Origin of the sequence: Streptacidiphilus jeojiensis (assembly GCF_042510965.1) — a bacterium.
In the GTDB taxonomy this organism is placed as follows: Bacteria; Actinomycetota; Actinomycetes; order Streptomycetales; family Streptomycetaceae; genus Streptacidiphilus; species Streptacidiphilus jeojiensis.
On record NZ_JBEUKS010000001.1, the window covers coordinates 326,650 to 343,454 of the forward strand.

Sequence of the window (16,805 nt, forward strand, 5' to 3'; positions counted from 1 at the left end):
TGACGGACCGCTCATCCCAGTGAGCGAGCGGTCTGACCGGTGTCGAGTGCACCGGTGACGGTCACGGCCGCCTGGGGACGGGCTGGGACGGGCAGGGCCATGGTGCGGCTCGGCACCGCGCTGGCCGGGGTGCTCAGGCCGCCCTGGGTGGCCATGCTGACCACGTGTCGGCTTCCGGCCGCCAGCAGGTAGCTGCGCCCGGCAGCCGACCGCCACCAGGTGTCGGCGACCACGTACTGCTCATAGCGGCTGCAGGCGCGCCCCTGGGGCTGTGTGCCGGTGGTGGTCGCCGTCGCGGCGGGGTCGTTGGTCGGCGGCAGGAACTGGGTCGCGGCGGAGCCGGTGCCGTCCCAGCGGTCGGCACGGGTGCAGGTCCAGGCGGCGGTCCCCTGGTTCTCCGGCAGTTGCTGGTCGGCGAACTCCCATGCGTTGACGGACTTGACGTCCTGTCCGCGCAGCGCCGGCAGTGAGCAGCCGAGCCTGCCCCAGTCCACCAGCGCGGCCGAACCGGTGGCCTCGCGCGGGTAGTTGGCCGGGCCGCTCTGCGGGGGCGGAGTGAAGGTGAGGTGGGCCGCGGTGATCCCGCCCAGGTCGGTCAGCAGGAAGGCGTGGTGCTCCGCGATCACCGAGGAGGAGCGCAACTGCAGCACGGGCCAACTGGCGCAGCCCTGGGCGGGCGGGGCGGCGACATCCGGGGTCAGTCCGTCCACCGGACTCAGATCCCTGGCCGCAGTGTTCGGGGCCCGCAGGTCGCGCAGTTGCACGGTGTCGACCCATGGCGCGATCAGGAAGCGGTCCCCGGCGGCGGTGCTGCGCAGCAGCACGGCTCCTGCGGTGGTGACGTCCGACTCGTCGCTGCGGGAGAGGTCGAGCTGTTCGACATCACTCCCGGTGGGCCGGTCCGGCCGGGTGTAACGGGCCAGCCGTGAGCCGTCGTCCAGCAGCACCACCGAGGCGCCGTCCACCCGTCCCGCCCACAACAGACGGGGTGACTGCGCCGGCGGCGCGCTGGTGGTCCCGGGTTCCGCGTGGACCAGTCCGCGTCGGGCCTGCAGCTGTCCCGCCGAGGACCACAGCGTCAGCGCACGGGCGATCAGAGCCTGGTCATGGAGCTGGTCGCCACGGGCGGGCCATGCCGTGAAGTCGATCCTGGCGGTGTGACGCCAGGTGTCGTCCGGCACCCGAACCACGGCCGCCACCGCGCGAGCCACCTCGGAGCCGGGTCGAACCGTGGGCAGCGGCGCAGCGGTGGGCCCACCGCCGCCCGGCAGGGTGAGGGTGGCGGTCACGACGGCGGCGACCGCCAGCACCGCGGCAGCGGCGGTCCCGCGCAGTCGACGGCGCCGGCGCAGCAGGTCGGTAGGGCGCGCGTGCACGGTGCACGGGTCGAAGTCGGGTGCCAGCAGCGCCTGGGCGGAGTGGGCCGCGCCCAGTGCCTCGGCCCGTCGCAGCGCGCCGTCGGGGTCCTCGACCCCCGCGACCCGCAGCAGTTCTCCCGCGGACGCCGGGGACAGCTCCTCCAGCGTGAGCAGAGCATAGGCCGCCCGCTCGGCCGGGCTCAGTCCGGCGAGCTCCCGCTCGAGGGCGAGTCCCTCGGTTCCGCTGCTGGCCGGGAACAGCCGCAGGCCCCACACCTGCGGGAGCAGACCAGGGCGTTGAGGAGCTTCGCGCAGGGCGGCAGAAAGCACTGTCGCGCGCAGATGCGCATAGGCAGGATCGATGGGCGCGGACGTGCCTTCGGAGGATCTTCTGGGCGCCGGGACACCGGGCTGACGGGTCCTCAGCAGATCCGGCAGGCGGTTAGGCAGCGCGCGCTGCACCAGCGCGTGCGCCGCCAGGACCCTGCGGTGGCGGTCCAGGCTGCTCGGCAGCACGGTGTAGGCCAGGCGCGCGAGCCGGGTGTAGTGCAGCACCAGAACGGCTTCGGCGGAGGCGGGGTCAGGTGGCAGCTGAGCGGCAGGTGGCGTGCCGGCCGGGGTCGCCGGAACCCGGGCCGCGGGCGCCTGCGGCGTGGGGCGATGGGCCTTGGGGCTCCCGGCGGCACGGCTGCTGCGTGGTTTGCGGGTAGCACGGCCCATGGATGGCGCTCCTCGTCGGCGTCGAGTCACCGCATCGGGAGATCCCCGGCAGCGCGGCTCTGGGCTCAACGAGTGAATAGTGCGATGGTCACTGATGCCGATCGGCACCGCTGGGGGCCAGCAGGCCGATCACCGACAGGGTGCCCCAACCCACCGACACGGCTACGGCTTTGAGTCGGGTGGAGCGGTCCGGCAGGGTCGCTCCCAGCAGCACGGCGTCGCCGAAGTCCGCCGCCACCCGCAACAACGCCGCGGTCACCAGCGGCGCACCGGCCGGCGCGGTCGCCATCGCCAGCCCGCTGGCGGCGTCGCGCCACCCCAGCGGCCGCAGCGAGACGGCAGTGGCATCAGCGGTGCTGCCGTCGCTGTCGACCAGACCCGACGGCTTGGCCAACAGGTCCGGCCGCAGGGCGACCAGGGCACCGTAGACAGCAGTCGCCACACCGACTCCACGCAGAAGGCTCACATGCACAAGGGAATCCCATCACCACGAGCGGACGCCTACGAATCGAGATTCCTGAAGAGTCTCGCACTCAGGAGTTCGGAGCACCTGCTCGCTGGGACGGGTGCTGACATGCACTGATTCCGGGAGACGTACCGTGTACTGCGCGGTGGTCTCACCGTTGACCCCGGGGAGCGGCGATGGCGGACACACGGCAGGCGGCGGAGCACGGCGCGGTCCGCTGGCGCGGCGCGCCGATGGAGGGGCAGCCGCAGGCGGCGGTGCTGCTGCTGCACGGCGGCCGGGCCGACGGGCTCCAGGCTCCCGGGGAGCGCAGCCCGGCGAGGCTGCGGATGCGTCCGTTCGTCACGGCGGTGGAGCGGGCCGTGCGCCCGCATCCGGTGGCCGTCGGCGAGGTGGTCTACCGGGTGCGCGGTTGGAACGGGGAGCGCGCCGACGCGGCGGTGGACGCCGTGGCGGCGCTGGATCAGGTGAAGGCCGAACTGGGTCCGGTCCCGGTCGTCCTGGTCGGGCATTCGATGGGCGGGCGCGCGGCGCTGTACGCGGCGGCCGAGCCGCAGGTCACCGGCGTGGTGGCGCTCGCGCCCTGGTGCGTACCCGGGGATCCCTGGCAGCAGTTCCAGGGCAAGTGCCTGGTCGTGCTGCATGACGTCTCCGACAAGGTCACCGATCCCGCGGCCTCACGCGCCTTCGCGGCCGCGGCACGCGCCGCCGGTGCCCAGGCGTGCGAGTACCAGGTGCACGGCAGCGGCCACGGCATGCTGCGGCGGGCCGGTGACTGGCAGGCCGTCAGCACCCGGATGGTGCTGGGAATGCTGGGCCTGCGCCCGTTCCCCGAGGAGGTCGCGGCCGCGCTGGTCCTGCGGGGTGAGGCTCCCGGCGGCCTGGACCTGCGGCTGCCGCACCGCCGGGAGCTCTCCTAGCCCGAGCGGTCTAAAGGCTCCTGGCCTGCCGGAACCGGGACAGTGACGCGTCCAGGGCGACGATCGGCTCGGGGTAGTCCAGCCTGGCCCGGGTCGGTGCGGGGAGCAGCCAGGGGCGGTGCACGGCTGCTCCTGGCACACTCGCCAGCTCCGGGACCCAGCGCCGGACGTAGCCGCCGTCCGGGTCGTAGCGCTGTGCCTGGCGCAGCGGGTTCAGTACCCGGTTGGGGCGGGTGTCGGTGCCGGTACCGGCCACCCACTGCCAGTTGAGCTGGTTGTTGGCCACGTCGGCGTCGACCAGGTGGTGGGCGAAGTGGGCCGCGCCGGCGCGCCAGTCCAGGTAGAGGGTCTTGGTGAGGAAACTCGCGGTGATCATCCTGGCCCGGTTGTGCATCCACCCCTCGTGCTGCAGCTGCCGCATTCCGGCGTCGACCAGCGGATATCCGGTGCGGCCTGCGCACCAGGCGGCCAGGTCGGCGGCGTCGGTGCGCCAGCGGTCGCCGCGCGGGCGGTAGTCGCGGGTGGCCGCGTCGGGTCTGGCCGCGAGCAGTTGGTGGTGGAAGTCGCGCCAGGCGAGCTGGCGCAGGAACGCCTCGGCGCCCGGTGTCCCGGTGGCGCCTACGGCGTGGGCGACCTCGGTGGCGGACAGGCAGCCGAAGTGGAGGTAGGGCGACAGGCGTGAGGTGGCGTCACCGGGCAGGTCGTCGTGGAGCTGGTCGTACCGCGCCGAGCAGGAGTCCAGCCATTTCCAGAGTCGGCGTCGGCCGTTGCCCTCTCCGCCCAGGGGCAGGCCCGGTGCGACGCCGTCCTCGGTCAGCAGGCCGACGACCTGATCCAGCGACAGGCCCGCCACCCCGTCGGGCAGATGCAGCATGCCCGGGGCGGGCAGCGGTTCGCGGCGCGGGACCAGGGCCCACTGGCGGTGGTAGGCGCCGAAGACGGCGTAGTGGTCGCGGCCGAAGGGCAGCACCGCGCCCGGCGCCACGATGGTGGCCACGGTCTCGTGGACCACCAGACGGTCGCCGAGGGCCTTGCGCAGCTGCGCCTCCCGGCGCTGGGCGAAGGCGCTGGCGTCCGCGGCGACGTGGACCCGGGCCGCGCCGACCGCTTCGGCGAGCCGTGCGGTCTCGGTGGCGGTGTCGCCCCGCAGCACGATCAGCCGGCTGCCGAGCTTGCGCAGCGACCGGTCCACATCCACCAGGCAGTCGGCCAGGAAGGCGGAGCGGTTGGGCGGGGCGAGGCCGGCTCCATGGACGGCGTCGTCGAGGACGAACAGCGGCACCGTCCCTCGGTGGGCCGCGGCGGCGTGCAGCACGGGACTGTCGTGCATGCGCAGGTCGCAGGTGAGCAGGGCGATGGAGACGCCGTCGTGCACTAGCTGTCCTTCCGGTGGTGACCGCGCGCGCCTCTGGGCGGCAGCGGGACGAAGCCGCTGGTTCGAGCGGCGTAGTCGGCATAGCCGGGCTTGGTGGACTGCAGCTGCCGTTCCAGCATGGGTTTGCCGCTGCCGTTGACCAACAGGTAGCTCATGAGCAGGGGTGCGACCACGGTGGCCAGGCCGAGCGGCGTGTCGGCCGCGAGCAGGAACAGGCCCCACCAGACGCAGGCGTCGCCGAAGTAGTTGGGGTGGCGGGTGTAGCGCCACAGGCCGGTGTCCAGGACCTGTCCGCGGCGCGCCGGATCGGCCCGGAACCGGGTCAGTTGCTGGTCGCCGACCGCCTCGAAGCCGAGGCCGACCGCCCACAGCGCGGTGCCGGCCCAGGCCGCTGGCCCGGGCGGGTGCGGCACGAACAGGGCGACCTGGACCGGCAGGGAGACCACCCAGACCAGGGCTGCCTGCAGCAGGTAGACCATCCGCAGCGCGTACCAGGTGCGTCGCCCGGGCGCGGCCTTGGCGAGCAGCCGTTGGTAGCGCGGGTCCTCGGGGTGGCCCCGGCCGCGCCGCCAGATGTGCCCGGCCAGCCGCAGGCCCCAGACCAGGACCAGCAGCAGTGCGAGCAGCCGCCGGCCGGGGTCGCCGTGTCCGGCGGACAGTGCGTATCCGGTCAGTGCGACCGCGCAGAACGCCAGTCCCCAGGCCACGTCCACCACCCGGTGCAGACCACGGCGCACCCCGACGGCGAAGGCCGCCAACAGCACTGCGAGCGCCGCTGCGAGGCAGGCCGCCGTGGAGACCAGCAGGGCTCCGCCGTCGATCCCGTTCACGACCGGAGCCCGCCGTCCGGGACGTCGCCCTCCCGGGTCAGCAGCAGTTGTTGGACATCCAGGTAGCCGCTGCGGAATCCGGCCTCGGAGTAGGCGAGGTAGAGGGTCCACATGCGTTGGAACACGCTGTCGAAGCCGAGGGCGGCGACCTCATCGGCGCGGGCGGTGAAGCGCTCGCGCCACAGCCGCAGGGTTTCGGCGTAGTGGGCGCCGTAGCCGTGACGCTCGGTCAGGCTCAAGCTGGTGTGCCGGGCCAGGGTGGTGCGCACCGCCTCCACCGAGGGCAGCAGGCCACCGGGGAAGATGTACTTCTGGATCCAGGTGAAGGTGCGCAGGCTGGCCAGCATCCGGTCGTGCGGCATGGTGATGGCCTGCAGGGCGATCCGCCCGCCGGGGGCGAGTACCCGGTCCAGGGTGGCGAAGTAGGCCGGCCAGTAGTCGCGGCCGACCGCCTCGACCATCTCCACGCTGAGCACGGCGTCGAACTGCCCGGTCGCTGAGCGGTAGTCGCACAGCCGTACCTCGACCCGGTCGGCCTGGCCTGCGGCGGCGATCCGCTCTTCGGCCAGGCGCTGCTGCTCCTCTGACAGGGTGAGGGTGACCACCTCGGCGCCCCGCGCGGCCGCGCGCAGGGCGAGCTCGCCCCAGCCGGTGCCGATCTCCAGCACCCGGGTGCCGTGCCCGACCCCGGCCAGGTCCAGCAGGCGGTCGATCTTCCGGTGCTGAGCGGGTGCCAGCAGGTCCCAGGAGGCCGCGGGCGCCCCGTCGGGGCCGGTCGCGAACAGTGCCGAGGAGTAGGTCAGGGTGGGATCGAGGAACAGCGCGAACAGTTCGTTGGACAGGTCGTAGTGCGCCTGGATGTTGCGCCGGGCGTTCTCCGGGGTGCCGAGCTGCTCGGCCGGACGGCGCGGGGTGAACCAGCGGCGCAGCCACTGCAGTCGCGGCGGTACCAGCGTCCCCGGGGAGGCCGCCAGTACGGTGAGCAGCGCGATCAGGTCCGGTGAGTCCCAGTCACCGGCCTGGTAGGACTCACCGAAGCCGATCAGCCCGCCGGCGCCGACCCGTTGGAAGAAGTCGCCGGGCGCCCGCAGCCGCAGTACCGGGGCGTCCGGGGGCGGTGGTGTCCGGTTGAGCAGTGCTCCTCCGGGCAGTTGGACCCGCAGGCCCAGACGGCGGGCGACGTGGCGCAGCAGCAGTTCGGCGGCGCGGGCCCGCAGCGGGGAGGCCGGGACGGTGGCGACGTCGGGCCAGCGCCGGGGGTCCGCGCCCCGGTGGTCGCGCTGCTGGGGCGCGCTGCCCTGGCGCTGGGCCGTGGACGGCTGGGTCATGGTGCGGTGACTCCTTGCTGGTGCGGGTGGTGCGGTCGGGGCTGGACGGGCAGCCCGCGCAGGTACATCCGGATGCCCTGAATCCGGATGTGGGCGGAGACCGCAAGGGTGGACAGCGGGTGGCGCAGGGCGGCGCGCAGCAGCGACGCGGGTGCGGCCGACTGCCGTCTACCCCGCACGGTGGCGGTGAAGGGGCGCCCGTTCGGGTGATCGAGGTGCATGGTCACCGTCAGCCGCTCGTCCGGCAGCGGGACCGCCATCCGGTAGCGGCCCTCGGTGCCGAAGAACGGGGAGACGTAGAACTCCTTGGGGACCTCGGCCCGGCCCTCGGCGTCGGGCCGCAGCAGGTAGCAGTGGCGTTCGCCGTAGGTGTTGCAGACCTCGGCGACGGTGCACACCGGCGTCCCGCGCCGGTCGTGGCACCAGTAGAGCGTGAGCGGATTGAACACATGGCCGAGGCTGCGGGCCTGAGTGAGCATCAGCACCCGCCCGCCGTCCAGGTCGGTCCCGTTGGCGGCCAGGTAGGCGTCGAGGTTGCCGCGCAGCGTGCCGCGGGGGTCGCCGAGGTGGTCCCGGGCCTCGAAGCGCGCCAGCGGGCGCAGCGGCCGCGGGATCCGCGGCAGCGCGTCGAGGTCGACCAGCCACAGGTAGGTGCTGTGGTGGAAGGACCGGCGCACCGGCACGGTACGGACATGGGTGATCCGGCAGTCGTAGAGGGCGGCTCCCCAGGGGCTGTGCGAGTTGCCGCCGGGTCTGTTCATGCCCGCACCACCGCGGCCAGGGAGCGGGCCGCCTCGACGCCGGAGCGGCAGCCGTCCTCGTGGAAGCCCCAGCCGTGGTAGGCGCCGGCGTAGGCGGTGCGGCCGGTGCTCAGCGCGGGCAGGCGCTGCTGGGCGGCGCGCGAGTCGCGGGTGTACACCGGGTGCTCGTAGACCGTGCGGGAGACGACATGCTCCTCGGCGATCGGGTTCGCGGGGTCCTCGTTCAGGGTGACCAGGTAGTCCTCGGGGGTGTCCAGCCGCAGCAGCCGGTTCAGGTGGTAGGTGACCCGGACCTGGTCGGAGCGGTCCACGCAGGAGGTCATCTGGTAGTTCCAGGAGGCCCGGGCCCGGTGCGCGCGCGGCAGCAGCGCGGTGTCGCGGTGCAGCACGGCGGGGTTGTAGGAGTAGCCGAAGGCGCCCAGTACCGCGTGCTCCTCGTCGCTGGGGTCGGCGAGGAGCCGCAGGGCCTGGTCCGGATGGGTGGCCAGGACCACCGCGTCGTACTCGGCCGGCGCCCGGTCCGCGGCGCTGATCACCACCCGGTCGCTGTACCGGCGCACGGCGCGCACCGGCGCCCGGGTGTGGACTGCGGCGAGCCTGGCGGCGATCCGCTCGACGTAGGTGCGCGAGCCGCCGCTGACGGTGCGCCAGGTGGGCGAGCCGGTGACGGCGAGCATGCCGTGGTTGTCCAGGAACGCGAACAGGTAGCGGGCCGGGTACTCGCGGGCCAGGTCGGGGGCGCAGGACCAGACCGCGGACACCAGCGGGGTCAGGAAGTGCGCGGCGAAGTAGGGCGAGAAGCCGCCCTGGGCCAGGAACTGGCGCAGGGTCAGCGCGTCGGCGGCCGGGTCCGCGGAGGCCAGCAGTCCGCGGGCGAGCCGGTGGAAGCGCGGGATCTCGGTGAGCATCCGCAGGTAGCGCGGCCGCGCCAGCGAGCCGGCCTGGGCCAGCAGCCCGGCCGGCCCCCGGGCGCCGGCGTACTCCAGTCCGCAGCTCAGGCAGCGCACCGACATGCTCATCTCGGATTCCTGGGTGGGGATCCCGAGTTCGTCGAACAGGCGGACCAGGTGCGGGTAGGTACGGCGGTTGTGCACCAGGAAGGCGGTGTCCAGGGCCAGGTCGGAGCCGTCGGCGGCGCGCACGTCCTGGGTGTGGGCGTGGCCGCCGAGCCGGGTGTCGGCCTCGTACAGGGTGACCCGTGCGCCGCGCCGGGTCAGCTCGTAGGCCGCGGTGAGTCCGGCGACCCCGCTGCCGACCACGGCGACGCCGCGGCCCTCCGCTCCCCCGCCATGACGCCGCCGCGATCCGTACCCCGTGGGGCGCGCCACCGGTGTGCCCACTCCGACGTTCTCGGTCATGCCGCACATCCCTGCGCTCCGGGCGGACGGCGTGTGCGCCGGCCGCGGCCTCTCCCCCTGCGCGGGTGATTCGGCGCCGCGGCGGCTGCGGATTGGTCCGGTCGGGATCGGGCGGTGCGCTGCGGCGCTCAGTTGTCCTGGGAGACGGCCTGGTCGTACAAGGTCTGGACCTTGTCGCCGAAGTACGGGCTGTAGGAGACGTCGTCGGTGTCCCCGCCCTCCTGGTAGCCGCCGATGACGCCGATGACCGTACCGGTGCGGGTCTTCTGGTCGAAGGAGGAGAGCCAGGGGCTGCCGCTGGTGCCCCCGGGGAAGCCGGTGCAGGCGATCTTCATCTGGGTGTCGCTCTGCTTGGTGGTGGTGTTGAAGCAGGAGATCGGCGCGCTGGCGTCGGAGGGGTAGCCGGTGATGCGGACCACCTGGCCGAAGCCCTTGTTGACCCCGAGCGTGTCGCCGCCCAGCACGTCCTGGATCTTCTTGCCGTCCAGCGGGCCCAGGGCCACGAAGGCGACGTCCATGTCCGGGTCGGAGGAGTCGATCCAGCTCTGGTCCACGAAGATCTTCGTGATCGGCCACTCCCCCTGCAGGGCGTTGCCGTCCCGGTACTCGGGCACGAACACCAGGTCGCTGCCGTAGCTGCCGCCCTTGCCGCTGTGGACGCAGTGCGCCGCGGTCAGCAGCAGGTTCTTCCCGGCGCTGTTGACCACGCTGGCGGTGCAGAAGTGGTCACCGTTCACATCGTGGTCGAAGATCGCCCCGACCCTGGCGTTGACGCTGGTGGACTTGGCCGGGTGCGAGGTTCCGCCGTGCTTGGCCAGCGCCTCCTGCAGCCGCTCCTGGGACCAGGCCGACGGGCTGCCGCTGACCTCCTGCCCGATCACCGTCGGCGTCACCGACGCGGAGCCGGAGCCCGCGCTGGAGCTCGAACTCGAACAGGCCGATGCCAGCAGCACCAGGACGCCGCCCAGGACCGCCGCCGAGCCCCCGCCCGGCCGCCGCTTTCGCGCCGTCGTGATTCGCTGCATGGCGTCCGACCTCATTCCACTGGCCTGTGAGCTGCTGCTTTCCCCGATCCTGCCCGGCCGGTCGGACGGTTGCGCCCCAGGTCGCCCGTACGGGTGAGCGCACCGGCCGCGTACGGGAGGACGGGGACGGCCGGTCAGCAGCCGGCGCAGGCTCAGCGGCTGGCGAAGCGCAGCAGGGTGACCGTGGGCCGCCGGTTGCGCAGCACCGGCAGCCGCTCCACCCGGGGAGCCGCCGTCCCCCACAGCAGGCCGCGCCCCGGCGGCAGTTCGACCGGCCTGATCTCGGCGACCGCCGGATGCGCGGTGGCCAGCGCGGGCCTCTGGCGCGCGTTCATCCGCCAGGGCATCGGCGGAAGCCGGTAGCCGCGGGCGACCGGCGGGCCGCGCCGCGCCGCGGGGTCGGCGGGCCGTCCCGGCGTCCTGGGGACGGCGTCGAACACCAGGCCGCCGCCGGGGAAGTGCTCGGCGCAGCTCGCGATCAGGTCCCTGACCTCGGGCGGCCGGAAGTACATCAACAGCCCCTGGGCCAGCACCAGGACGCCCCTGGCCGGGTCGATCCCCGCGGTCCAGGCCGGATCCCTGGCGTCGCAGGCCAGGGTGTGCTGCCGCGAACCGTGCGGCAGCAGCGAGTGGCGCACCGCCAGCGGCTCGGGCAGGTCCACCGTCAGCCAGGAGACCCGGCCGTTGTCGCAGCGCCAGAAGGCGGTCTCCAACCCCTCGCCCAGGGAGACCACGGTGCCGTCCGGATAGGCGTCCAGGAACTGCCGCACCACGGAGTCGAAGCAGGCGGCGCGCAGGGCCAGGGCCTGGGCAGCCAGCGGGTGCGGATGGCCGAAGCGCTCGGTGAACGCGAATCCCCCGGTCTCCGCCACGGCCTCCACCAGGGCCACCGCCTCGGGGTCCGGCAGCACGGTGTCGGGGCGGCGGGCCTCGGCGGCGCGCTGGTAGAGCGTCCACAGCATGGTCTCGGGCACCCCGTCCAGCGCGACGGCCGTGTTCGCTGCCATGGACGGCCTCCTGTCCTGCCGGGGGGGATGCCTGGACATCCGCTGCCCGGATGTGCGCACTGTTCCCATGGTGGACCGGGTGGCCGCGGATCACCCCTGGTAGGCGTGCGTCTGGGTGGCCTTCACGGCGGCCCAGACCTCGCTGCCCTCGGCCAGGCCCAGTTCGGCGACGGCGCCCTGGGTGAGGTCGGCGGTGATCCGCAGCTCGCCGACCAGGTCCAGCCGGACCTGGTCGCCGTGCAGTTCCATCCCCGCGACCACGGTGCGCCACAGGTTGCGGGCGCTGGTGTCGGGGCGGGTGCGGTGCACGGTGACGGCGGACGGCGGGAAGGCCACGAAGACCGCGCCGTCCGCGCTGTCGGCGGTGGTGACCGTCACCGGCCCGGAGGCCGCCTCGACCCGGACCTCGTGGCCGTCGGCGGTGCCCCGGAACAGGTTGAGGCCCACCAGGCGGGCGATGTAGTCGCTGCGCGGGTGGCGGGCGATCTCGGCGGGCGCCCCGTCCTGGACCACCGCGCCGTCCTCGATGACGGTGATCCGGTCCGCCAGCACCATCGCATCCAACGGATCGTGGGTGACCAGGACCGCGACGGCGTCGAACTCGGCCAGGTGGCGGCGCAGCTGGGTGCGCACGTCCAGCCGGGTGCGGGCGTCCAGGGCGGCCATCGGCTCGTCCAGCAGCAGCAGCCGCGGGCGCGGGGCCAGGGCCCGGGCCAGGGCCACCCGCTGGGCCTGGCCGCCGGAGAGCGAGCGGGGGCGGGCGGCGGCGTGCTCGGCCAGGCCGACCCGGTCCAGCCAGGCGGCGGCCTCGGCTCGGGCGGCGGCCTTGGCGCCGCGCCAGGGGCCTCCGTGTCCGGGGCCACTGCGGGTGCGCAGCCCGAAGGCGACGTTGTCGAGCGCGCTGAGGTGCGGGAAGAGCAGGTAGTCCTGGAACACCACGCCCACCGGACGTTCCTCGGTGGGGACCCGCAGCCGGGCGGTGGGTTCCTCCAGGGTGCGTCCGTCCAGGGTCAGCCGTCCGGCGTCGAGCGGGGTCAGTCCGGCCAGCGCGCGCAGGGCGGTGGTCTTTCCGGCGCCGTTGGGTCCGAGCAGGGCGAGCACTTCGCCGGGACGGGCCCGCAGGGTGACGTCCAGTCGGAAACCGGCGCCGGCAGCGTCCCGGGGCGGGCGCTCCACGACCAGGTGCGCGTCCAGGCCGTCCGCGTCGGCGTCAGCGGCGGTGGGGGCGACGTCGGGGTCGGTCATGCCGGGCCTCCGGTCCAGCGTCCGCGCAGGCCGACCAGGACCAGCACGGAGACGACGAGCAGGACCAGGCTGAGGGCGATCGCGGTGGCCGGGTCGTCCTGCAGGGCCAGGTAGACGGCCAGCGGCATGGTCTGGGTGGTGCCGGGGAAGTTCCCGGCGAAGGTGATGGTGGCGCCGAACTCGCCCAGGGCCCTGGCCCAGGCCAGCACGCTGCCGGCGGCGATGCCGGGGGCGACCAGCGGCAGGGTGACCCGGCGGAACGCGGTGAAGCGCGAGGCGCCCAGGGTCGCGGCGGCCTCCTCGTAGCGCGAGTCGGCGCCGCGCAGCGCTCCCTCGACGCTGAGCACCAGGAAGGGCATGGCGACGAACGCCTCGGCCACCACCACCCCGGCCGTGGTGAACGGCAGGGTGATGCCGAAGGCGGAGTCCAGCCAGCGGCCGACCAGGCCGTTGCGGCCGAAGACCAGCAGCAGCGCGACGCCGCCGACCACCGGCGGCATCACCAGCGGGACGGTCACCAGGGTGCGCAGCAGGGAGCGTCCGGGGAACTCGGTGCGGGCCAGCAGCCAGGCCATCGGCACGCCGAGGACCAGCGAGACGGCGGTGGCGGCGGTGGCGGTGATCAGCGAGAGCCGCAGTGCGGGCCAGACCGTGCCGTCGCCCAGGACGCTGCCCATTCCGCTCCAGGGCGCCCTGACCAGCAGACCGACCAGGGGCAGCACCAGGAACGCCAGCCCGACGACGGCCGGGAGCAGCAGCGCCACCGGGACGGCGCCGGCCCGCCGGCGCCGCCAGGGGCGGCCGCGGCGGGTCGGCGCCGAGCTGATCACGTCGTCCGCGGGCAGGTGGGGTCCGGTCACGGCGCCTGGAAGCCGGCGGCGGCGAGTTCCTGCTCTGCGGGGGCGGAGAGCACGAAGGCGGTGAAGGCCGCGGCTGCGGCGCTGTTGGTGGCGTGGGTCAGCGGGGCGATCGGGTAGCTGGTGACGGCCTGCTGGGCGGCCGGGAAGTCGACGCCGACGACCTTGCCCTTGGAGCCCTGGACGTCGGTGCGGTAGACCAGCGCGGCGTCGACCTCCTTGAGCTCGACCTTGGTGAGGGCGCTGGTGACGTCCTGCTCGTAGGTGACCGGCGTGACCGTGACCTTGGCGGCGGCCAGGGCCTTGACCGCGGCGGCGCCGCAAGGGACGGTCTTGGCGCACAGCGCGACCTTGACCGAGGAGGAGGAGAGCTGCTGCAGCGTGGTGATCCCCTTGGGGTTGCCGGGGACGACCGCGATCTCCAGGCTGTTCTTGGCGAAGTTCACCGGCGCGGCCGCGTTGTCGCCGGCCTTGGTGACGGTGGCCATGGTGGCGGTGCTGGCCGAGGCGAAGACGTCGGCGGGGGCACCGGAGACGATGCTCGCCGCGAGGGTGTCGCTGCCGCCGAAGTTGAAGGTGACCGTGGTGCCGGGGTGGGCCGCTTCGAACTCCTTGCCGAACTGGGTGAAGGTGTTCTTCAGCGAGGCGGCGGCGAAGACGATGACCTTGCCGGTGATCGCGGGCGACGCCGAGGCGCTCGCCGATCCGGCGGCCGGGGTAGAGGCCGTGGCCGAGGACGACGCGGTGGTGTTGCCACTGGAGGAGCAGGCAGTCAGTGCGAGCAGGGCCGCGGCGGCTGTGGCGCCGAGAGTGGCAGTGCGCAGACGGGTGTTGGCCATGGCGGGTGTACCCCCTGGGGTGAAGGTCGGTCAGGAACGTTCGACGACCACGTTGGTCGACTTGATCACAGCGACGGCGGGGACTCCGGGCTCCAGCCGCAGCTCCTCGGCCGACTCGCGGCTGATGAGCGAGACCACCCGGAAGGGCCCTGCCTGGATCTCCACCTGCGCGGCCACGTCACCGAGCTGTACGTCGGTGACGATGCCGCGGAAGCGGTTGCGGGCGGACGAAGGGAGTCCTTCCGCGGCCGCGGTCTCGGAGCGCGCCAGTTCCCTGGCGAAGGCCGCGAGCTGGGCGCCCGGGACGATGCGGTGGCCGTGCTCGTCGCGTTCGGCGGCGAGCCGGCCGGCGTCGACCCAGCGGCGCATGGTGTCGGAGCTGACACCGAGCAGGGCCGCGGCCTCTCCGATCCGGTAGCTGTTCACATGACGATCATCTTGTCGCATCTGCTATCCCCTCGTCACTCGTAGCATTGCACAGGCCAGTTCGGAGCTGCGAACCTCCTCGCATGTGCGAGCCCCCAGACGGGTGGGTCGCCGGGGGCGGGTCCGCGGACCTGCTCGGCTCCATGATCACCGACGGGTGACGGCTGCGTGCCCGCGACGCTAGGTTGGTCTCTGTTGACACGTGACACGGGGGATCTCGGTGATGGAACAGCAGGCCGTCCGCAGGGCCCGGCGCTCGGTGTCGGCGGTCTTCGCCGTGCACGGGGCGGTGGCCGGCAGTTTCGCCACCCGGATCCCCTGGATCAAGGACGACCTCCACCTCAGCGCCGGAGCGCTGGGGCTGGCGCTGGTCGCCCCCGCGCTCGGCTCCTCGCTGGCCATGCCGCTGGCCGGACGGCTGGTGCACGCGCGCGGCCACCGCTCCGCAGTCCGGCTGCTGATCGTCCTGTTCTGCTCCACGCTGGCGCTGCCGGCGCTCTCCCCCGACCTGCCGGTGCTGGCACTGGCGCTGCTGCTGTTCGGGGCCGCGGCCGGCACCGCGGACGTGGCGATGAACGCCCAGGGGGTGGAGGTCGAGGAGCGGATGGGCCGCTCGATCATGTCGGGGCTGCACGGGATGTGGAGCGTCGGCGGGCTGCTGGGCTCGGCGGTGGGCGCGCTGGCGGCCGGGCAGGGCTGGGACGCCCGGATCCACCTCGCGGTGATGGCGGTCGTGCTGATCGGCGTCGGCCTGCTGGCCTGCCGGGGGCTGCTGGACGTGCGGCCCGAGCCGGAGGCGGAGGCCCCGCCGCGGTTCGCGCTGCCGCCGCGCTCGGCGCTGGCCATCGGCCTGGTGGGTTTCTGCGCGGTGTTCGCCGAGGGGGCCAGCGGCGACTGGAGCGGGGTGTACCTGCACGGCACCGCCGGGGCCTCGGCCGGGGTCGCGGCGGCCAGTTACACGGCCTTCGCCTGCACCATGGCGGCCAGCAGGCTGGCCGGTGACGCGGTGGTGCGGATGCTGGGCGCGGTGCGCACGGTGCGGATCGGCGGGATCGTCGCGGTGGCCGGCGGGGTACTGGTGGTGGTCTCGCGGACGCCGCTGCCGGCCATCGCCGGGTTCGCCCTGCTGGGGATCGGCATCGCGGTGGTGGTCCCGCTGTGCTTCGCCGCGGCCGGCCACAGCGGCGCCAATCCCAGCCGCGCCATCGCCGGGGTGGCCACCGTCACCTACACCTCGGGCCTGGTGGCACCCGCGACCGTGGGCACCATCGCCCAGGCGACCTCGCTGCCGGTCTCCTTCGGCGTGGTCACCGTGCTCGCGGTGGGGCTGATCGTCGGGGCCGGGGTGCTCGCGCCCGCGGCCCGCGCCGGCGCGGCGGCAACCGCCGGAACACTGGGCGCTGACGCCGCTTCGGATTCCACGAATCGTCAGGACCGGTCAGAAATATCGGAAACTCGGTAGCAGCGCAATCACCCCAGCCGCGATGATGGGGCGCACAGCGCGGCGCGGGGGCGCGCGGGGATCCTCGGGGGTGGATCGGCAGTGGCGAAGACGGCTACAAAGACAGCGACTTGGACCGCGTTTTGCCGCAGGCGATTCGGGAATGCTGCCCGCGTCTGACGTGGCACAACCGGACCGTTGGGGAAGTCAGCAGTTTCAGTGAACGGGTTTTAGTACATCCGTTCGAATGGAACCAACAGATTCGATCGCGCGTCCGAACAGAACGTCAGATCAGTTGATACAAACGGCGCGCCGAAGCATCCGTACGGGTGCTATGTCGGTGATCAATGCGATACTCGGACAGCACGGTGGGACTGTCCAGAAACACCGGGCACGGAAATAACACGGGGCAGCAGGACGGATGGGGAGGTACGGCATGGGAGCAGCACTGCGTGACGACTACCGCGGGTGGCTGGCGCCCTCCGGGAACTATCCGGTGGCGGTGCCCGACTACGAAGAGCCCTGGGACTCTCCCGAACTGGTCCCGGCACCGCACGCGCCGCAGATCACCTCGGTGCGCCCGACCGGCTTCGAGTCGGCACGGATCATCGGTGAGCACGTCCGGGTCGGCACACCGGTGATCATGGACCTCACCGAGATGACCGACGGCGACGCCAAGCGCCTGGTGGACTTCGCCTCCGGGCTGACCTTCGGTACCCGCGGCAGCATCGAGCGGATCGCCCGCCGGGTGTTCCTGCTCGCGCCGCCCGAGGTCGAGGTCCTGGTGATCGACGGCGCCGACGACAGCTCGGGCTTCTACAACCAGAGCTGACCGCCACGACCAGAACA

16 protein-coding genes are annotated in these 16,805 nt (G+C 73.4%); 3 read left to right on the forward strand and 13 right to left on the reverse strand.

The window, feature by feature from the left end:
* Positions 1-11: 11 nt before the first annotated feature.
* Together ABUW04_RS01495 and ABUW04_RS01500 are read right to left on the reverse strand one after the other, a co-directional pair.
* A complete protein-coding gene (locus tag ABUW04_RS01495; protein ID WP_380561884.1) occupies positions 12-2,078 on the reverse strand; it encodes a hypothetical protein in 2,067 nt (688 codons plus the stop codon).
* Positions 2,079-2,166: 88 nt separating this feature from the next.
* The gene (locus tag ABUW04_RS01500; protein WP_380561886.1) at positions 2,167-2,520 is read right to left on the reverse strand and encodes a hypothetical protein; all 354 of its coding nucleotides are present in this window, start codon (positions 2,518-2,520) and stop codon (positions 2,167-2,169) included.
* Positions 2,521-2,720: 200 nt separating this feature from the next.
* On the opposite strand from ABUW04_RS01500, the gene ABUW04_RS01505 reads away from it, so the two are divergent.
* Complete coding sequence (locus ABUW04_RS01505) at positions 2,721-3,464, forward strand: alpha/beta fold hydrolase (protein ID WP_380561888.1); 744 nt, start codon at positions 2,721-2,723, stop codon at positions 3,462-3,464.
* Between the two features lie 10 nt (positions 3,465-3,474).
* Here ABUW04_RS01505 and ABUW04_RS01510 read toward each other — a convergent pair whose 3' ends face one another.
* The 11 genes from ABUW04_RS01510 to ABUW04_RS01560 all read right to left on the reverse strand — a co-directional run bounded on the left by ABUW04_RS01510 (position 3,475) and on the right by ABUW04_RS01560 (position 14,536).
* The gene (locus tag ABUW04_RS01510) at positions 3,475-4,839 is read right to left on the reverse strand and encodes a cryptochrome/photolyase family protein (RefSeq protein WP_380561890.1); all 1,365 of its coding nucleotides are present in this window, start codon (positions 4,837-4,839) and stop codon (positions 3,475-3,477) included.
* Positions 4,839-5,669 (reverse strand): DUF1295 domain-containing protein, encoded by an 831-nt coding sequence (locus ABUW04_RS01515; protein WP_380561892.1) that lies wholly within the window; start codon positions 5,667-5,669, stop codon positions 4,839-4,841. The genes ABUW04_RS01510 and ABUW04_RS01515 overlap by 1 nt, the downstream gene beginning before the upstream one ends.
* Positions 5,666-6,997 carry a class I SAM-dependent methyltransferase gene (locus ABUW04_RS01520; protein WP_380561894.1) on the reverse strand — a complete coding sequence of 444 codons (1,332 nt, stop codon included), beginning with the start codon at positions 6,995-6,997 and terminating at the stop codon, positions 5,666-5,668. Before ABUW04_RS01520 ends, ABUW04_RS01515 begins: the two co-directional genes overlap by 4 nt.
* Positions 6,994-7,758 (reverse strand): DUF1365 domain-containing protein, encoded by a 765-nt coding sequence (locus tag ABUW04_RS01525; protein WP_380561896.1) that lies wholly within the window; start codon positions 7,756-7,758, stop codon positions 6,994-6,996. Before ABUW04_RS01525 ends, ABUW04_RS01520 begins: the two co-directional genes overlap by 4 nt.
* A complete protein-coding gene (locus tag ABUW04_RS01530) occupies positions 7,755-9,116 on the reverse strand; it encodes an NAD(P)/FAD-dependent oxidoreductase (RefSeq protein ID WP_380561898.1) in 1,362 nt (453 codons plus the stop codon). The genes ABUW04_RS01525 and ABUW04_RS01530 overlap by 4 nt, the downstream gene beginning before the upstream one ends.
* A 128-nt stretch (positions 9,117-9,244) precedes the next feature.
* On the reverse strand, positions 9,245-10,141 hold the full coding sequence (locus ABUW04_RS01535) for a trypsin-like serine peptidase (protein ID WP_051726337.1): 897 nt from the start codon (positions 10,139-10,141) through the stop codon (positions 9,245-9,247).
* A 152-nt stretch (positions 10,142-10,293) separates the two neighbouring features.
* Positions 10,294-11,148 carry a class I SAM-dependent methyltransferase gene (locus ABUW04_RS01540; protein WP_030262668.1) on the reverse strand — a complete coding sequence of 285 codons (855 nt, stop codon included), beginning with the start codon at positions 11,146-11,148 and terminating at the stop codon, positions 10,294-10,296.
* 90 nt (positions 11,149-11,238) lie between these two features.
* On the reverse strand, positions 11,239-12,393 hold the full coding sequence (locus ABUW04_RS01545; protein WP_380561900.1) for an ABC transporter ATP-binding protein: 1,155 nt from the start codon (positions 12,391-12,393) through the stop codon (positions 11,239-11,241).
* Positions 12,390-13,238 (reverse strand): ABC transporter permease, encoded by an 849-nt coding sequence (locus tag ABUW04_RS01550; RefSeq protein ID WP_380563411.1) that lies wholly within the window; start codon positions 13,236-13,238, stop codon positions 12,390-12,392. Before ABUW04_RS01550 ends, ABUW04_RS01545 begins: the two co-directional genes overlap by 4 nt.
* A gap of 11 nt (positions 13,239-13,249) precedes the next feature.
* A complete protein-coding gene (modA, locus tag ABUW04_RS01555) occupies positions 13,250-14,089 on the reverse strand; it encodes a molybdate ABC transporter substrate-binding protein (RefSeq protein WP_037597448.1) in 840 nt (279 codons plus the stop codon).
* A 30-nt stretch (positions 14,090-14,119) separates the two neighbouring features.
* The gene (locus ABUW04_RS01560) at positions 14,120-14,536 is read right to left on the reverse strand and encodes a TOBE domain-containing protein (protein WP_380561903.1); all 417 of its coding nucleotides are present in this window, start codon (positions 14,534-14,536) and stop codon (positions 14,120-14,122) included.
* Positions 14,537-14,738: 202 nt separating this feature from the next.
* On the opposite strand from ABUW04_RS01560, the gene ABUW04_RS01565 reads away from it, so the two are divergent.
* Entirely contained in the window at positions 14,739-15,977 is a 1,239-nt protein-coding gene (locus ABUW04_RS01565; protein WP_380561905.1) for an MFS transporter, read from the forward strand.
* A 415-nt stretch (positions 15,978-16,392) separates the two neighbouring features.
* Positions 16,393-16,788 carry a cell division protein SepF gene (locus tag ABUW04_RS01570; RefSeq protein WP_051726325.1) on the forward strand — a complete coding sequence of 132 codons (396 nt, stop codon included), beginning with the start codon at positions 16,393-16,395 and terminating at the stop codon, positions 16,786-16,788.
* Positions 16,789-16,805 lie beyond the last annotated feature (17 nt).

What these genes read in the sequence shown, in the direction of transcription:
- ABUW04_RS01530 (WP_380561898.1), bottom strand. Translation starts at nt 9,116, where the DNA reads ATGACCGAGAACGTCGGAGTGGGCACACCGGTGGCGCGCCCCACGGGG.
- ABUW04_RS01560 (WP_380561903.1), bottom strand. Translation starts at nt 14,536, where the DNA reads ATGCGACAAGATGATCGTCATGTGAACAGCTACCGGATCGGAGAGGCC.
- ABUW04_RS01495 (WP_380561884.1), bottom strand. Translation starts at nt 2,078, where the DNA reads ATGGGCCGTGCTACCCGCAAACCACGCAGCAGCCGTGCCGCCGGGAGC.
- ABUW04_RS01525 (WP_380561896.1), bottom strand. Translation starts at nt 7,758, where the DNA reads ATGAACAGACCCGGCGGCAACTCGCACAGCCCCTGGGGAGCCGCCCTC.
- ABUW04_RS01545 (WP_380561900.1), bottom strand. Translation starts at nt 12,393, where the DNA reads ATGACCGACCCCGACGTCGCCCCCACCGCCGCTGACGCCGACGCGGAC.
- ABUW04_RS01505 (WP_380561888.1), top strand. Translation starts at nt 2,721, where the DNA reads ATGGCGGACACACGGCAGGCGGCGGAGCACGGCGCGGTCCGCTGGCGC.
- ABUW04_RS01520 (WP_380561894.1), bottom strand. Translation starts at nt 6,997, where the DNA reads ATGACCCAGCCGTCCACGGCCCAGCGCCAGGGCAGCGCGCCCCAGCAG.
- ABUW04_RS01565 (WP_380561905.1), top strand. Translation starts at nt 14,739, where the DNA reads ATGGAACAGCAGGCCGTCCGCAGGGCCCGGCGCTCGGTGTCGGCGGTC.
- ABUW04_RS01540 (WP_030262668.1), bottom strand. Translation starts at nt 11,148, where the DNA reads ATGGCAGCGAACACGGCCGTCGCGCTGGACGGGGTGCCCGAGACCATG.
- modA (WP_037597448.1), bottom strand. Translation starts at nt 14,089, where the DNA reads ATGGCCAACACCCGTCTGCGCACTGCCACTCTCGGCGCCACAGCCGCC.
- ABUW04_RS01570 (WP_051726325.1), top strand. Translation starts at nt 16,393, where the DNA reads ATGGGAGCAGCACTGCGTGACGACTACCGCGGGTGGCTGGCGCCCTCC.
- ABUW04_RS01535 (WP_051726337.1), bottom strand. Translation starts at nt 10,141, where the DNA reads ATGCAGCGAATCACGACGGCGCGAAAGCGGCGGCCGGGCGGGGGCTCG.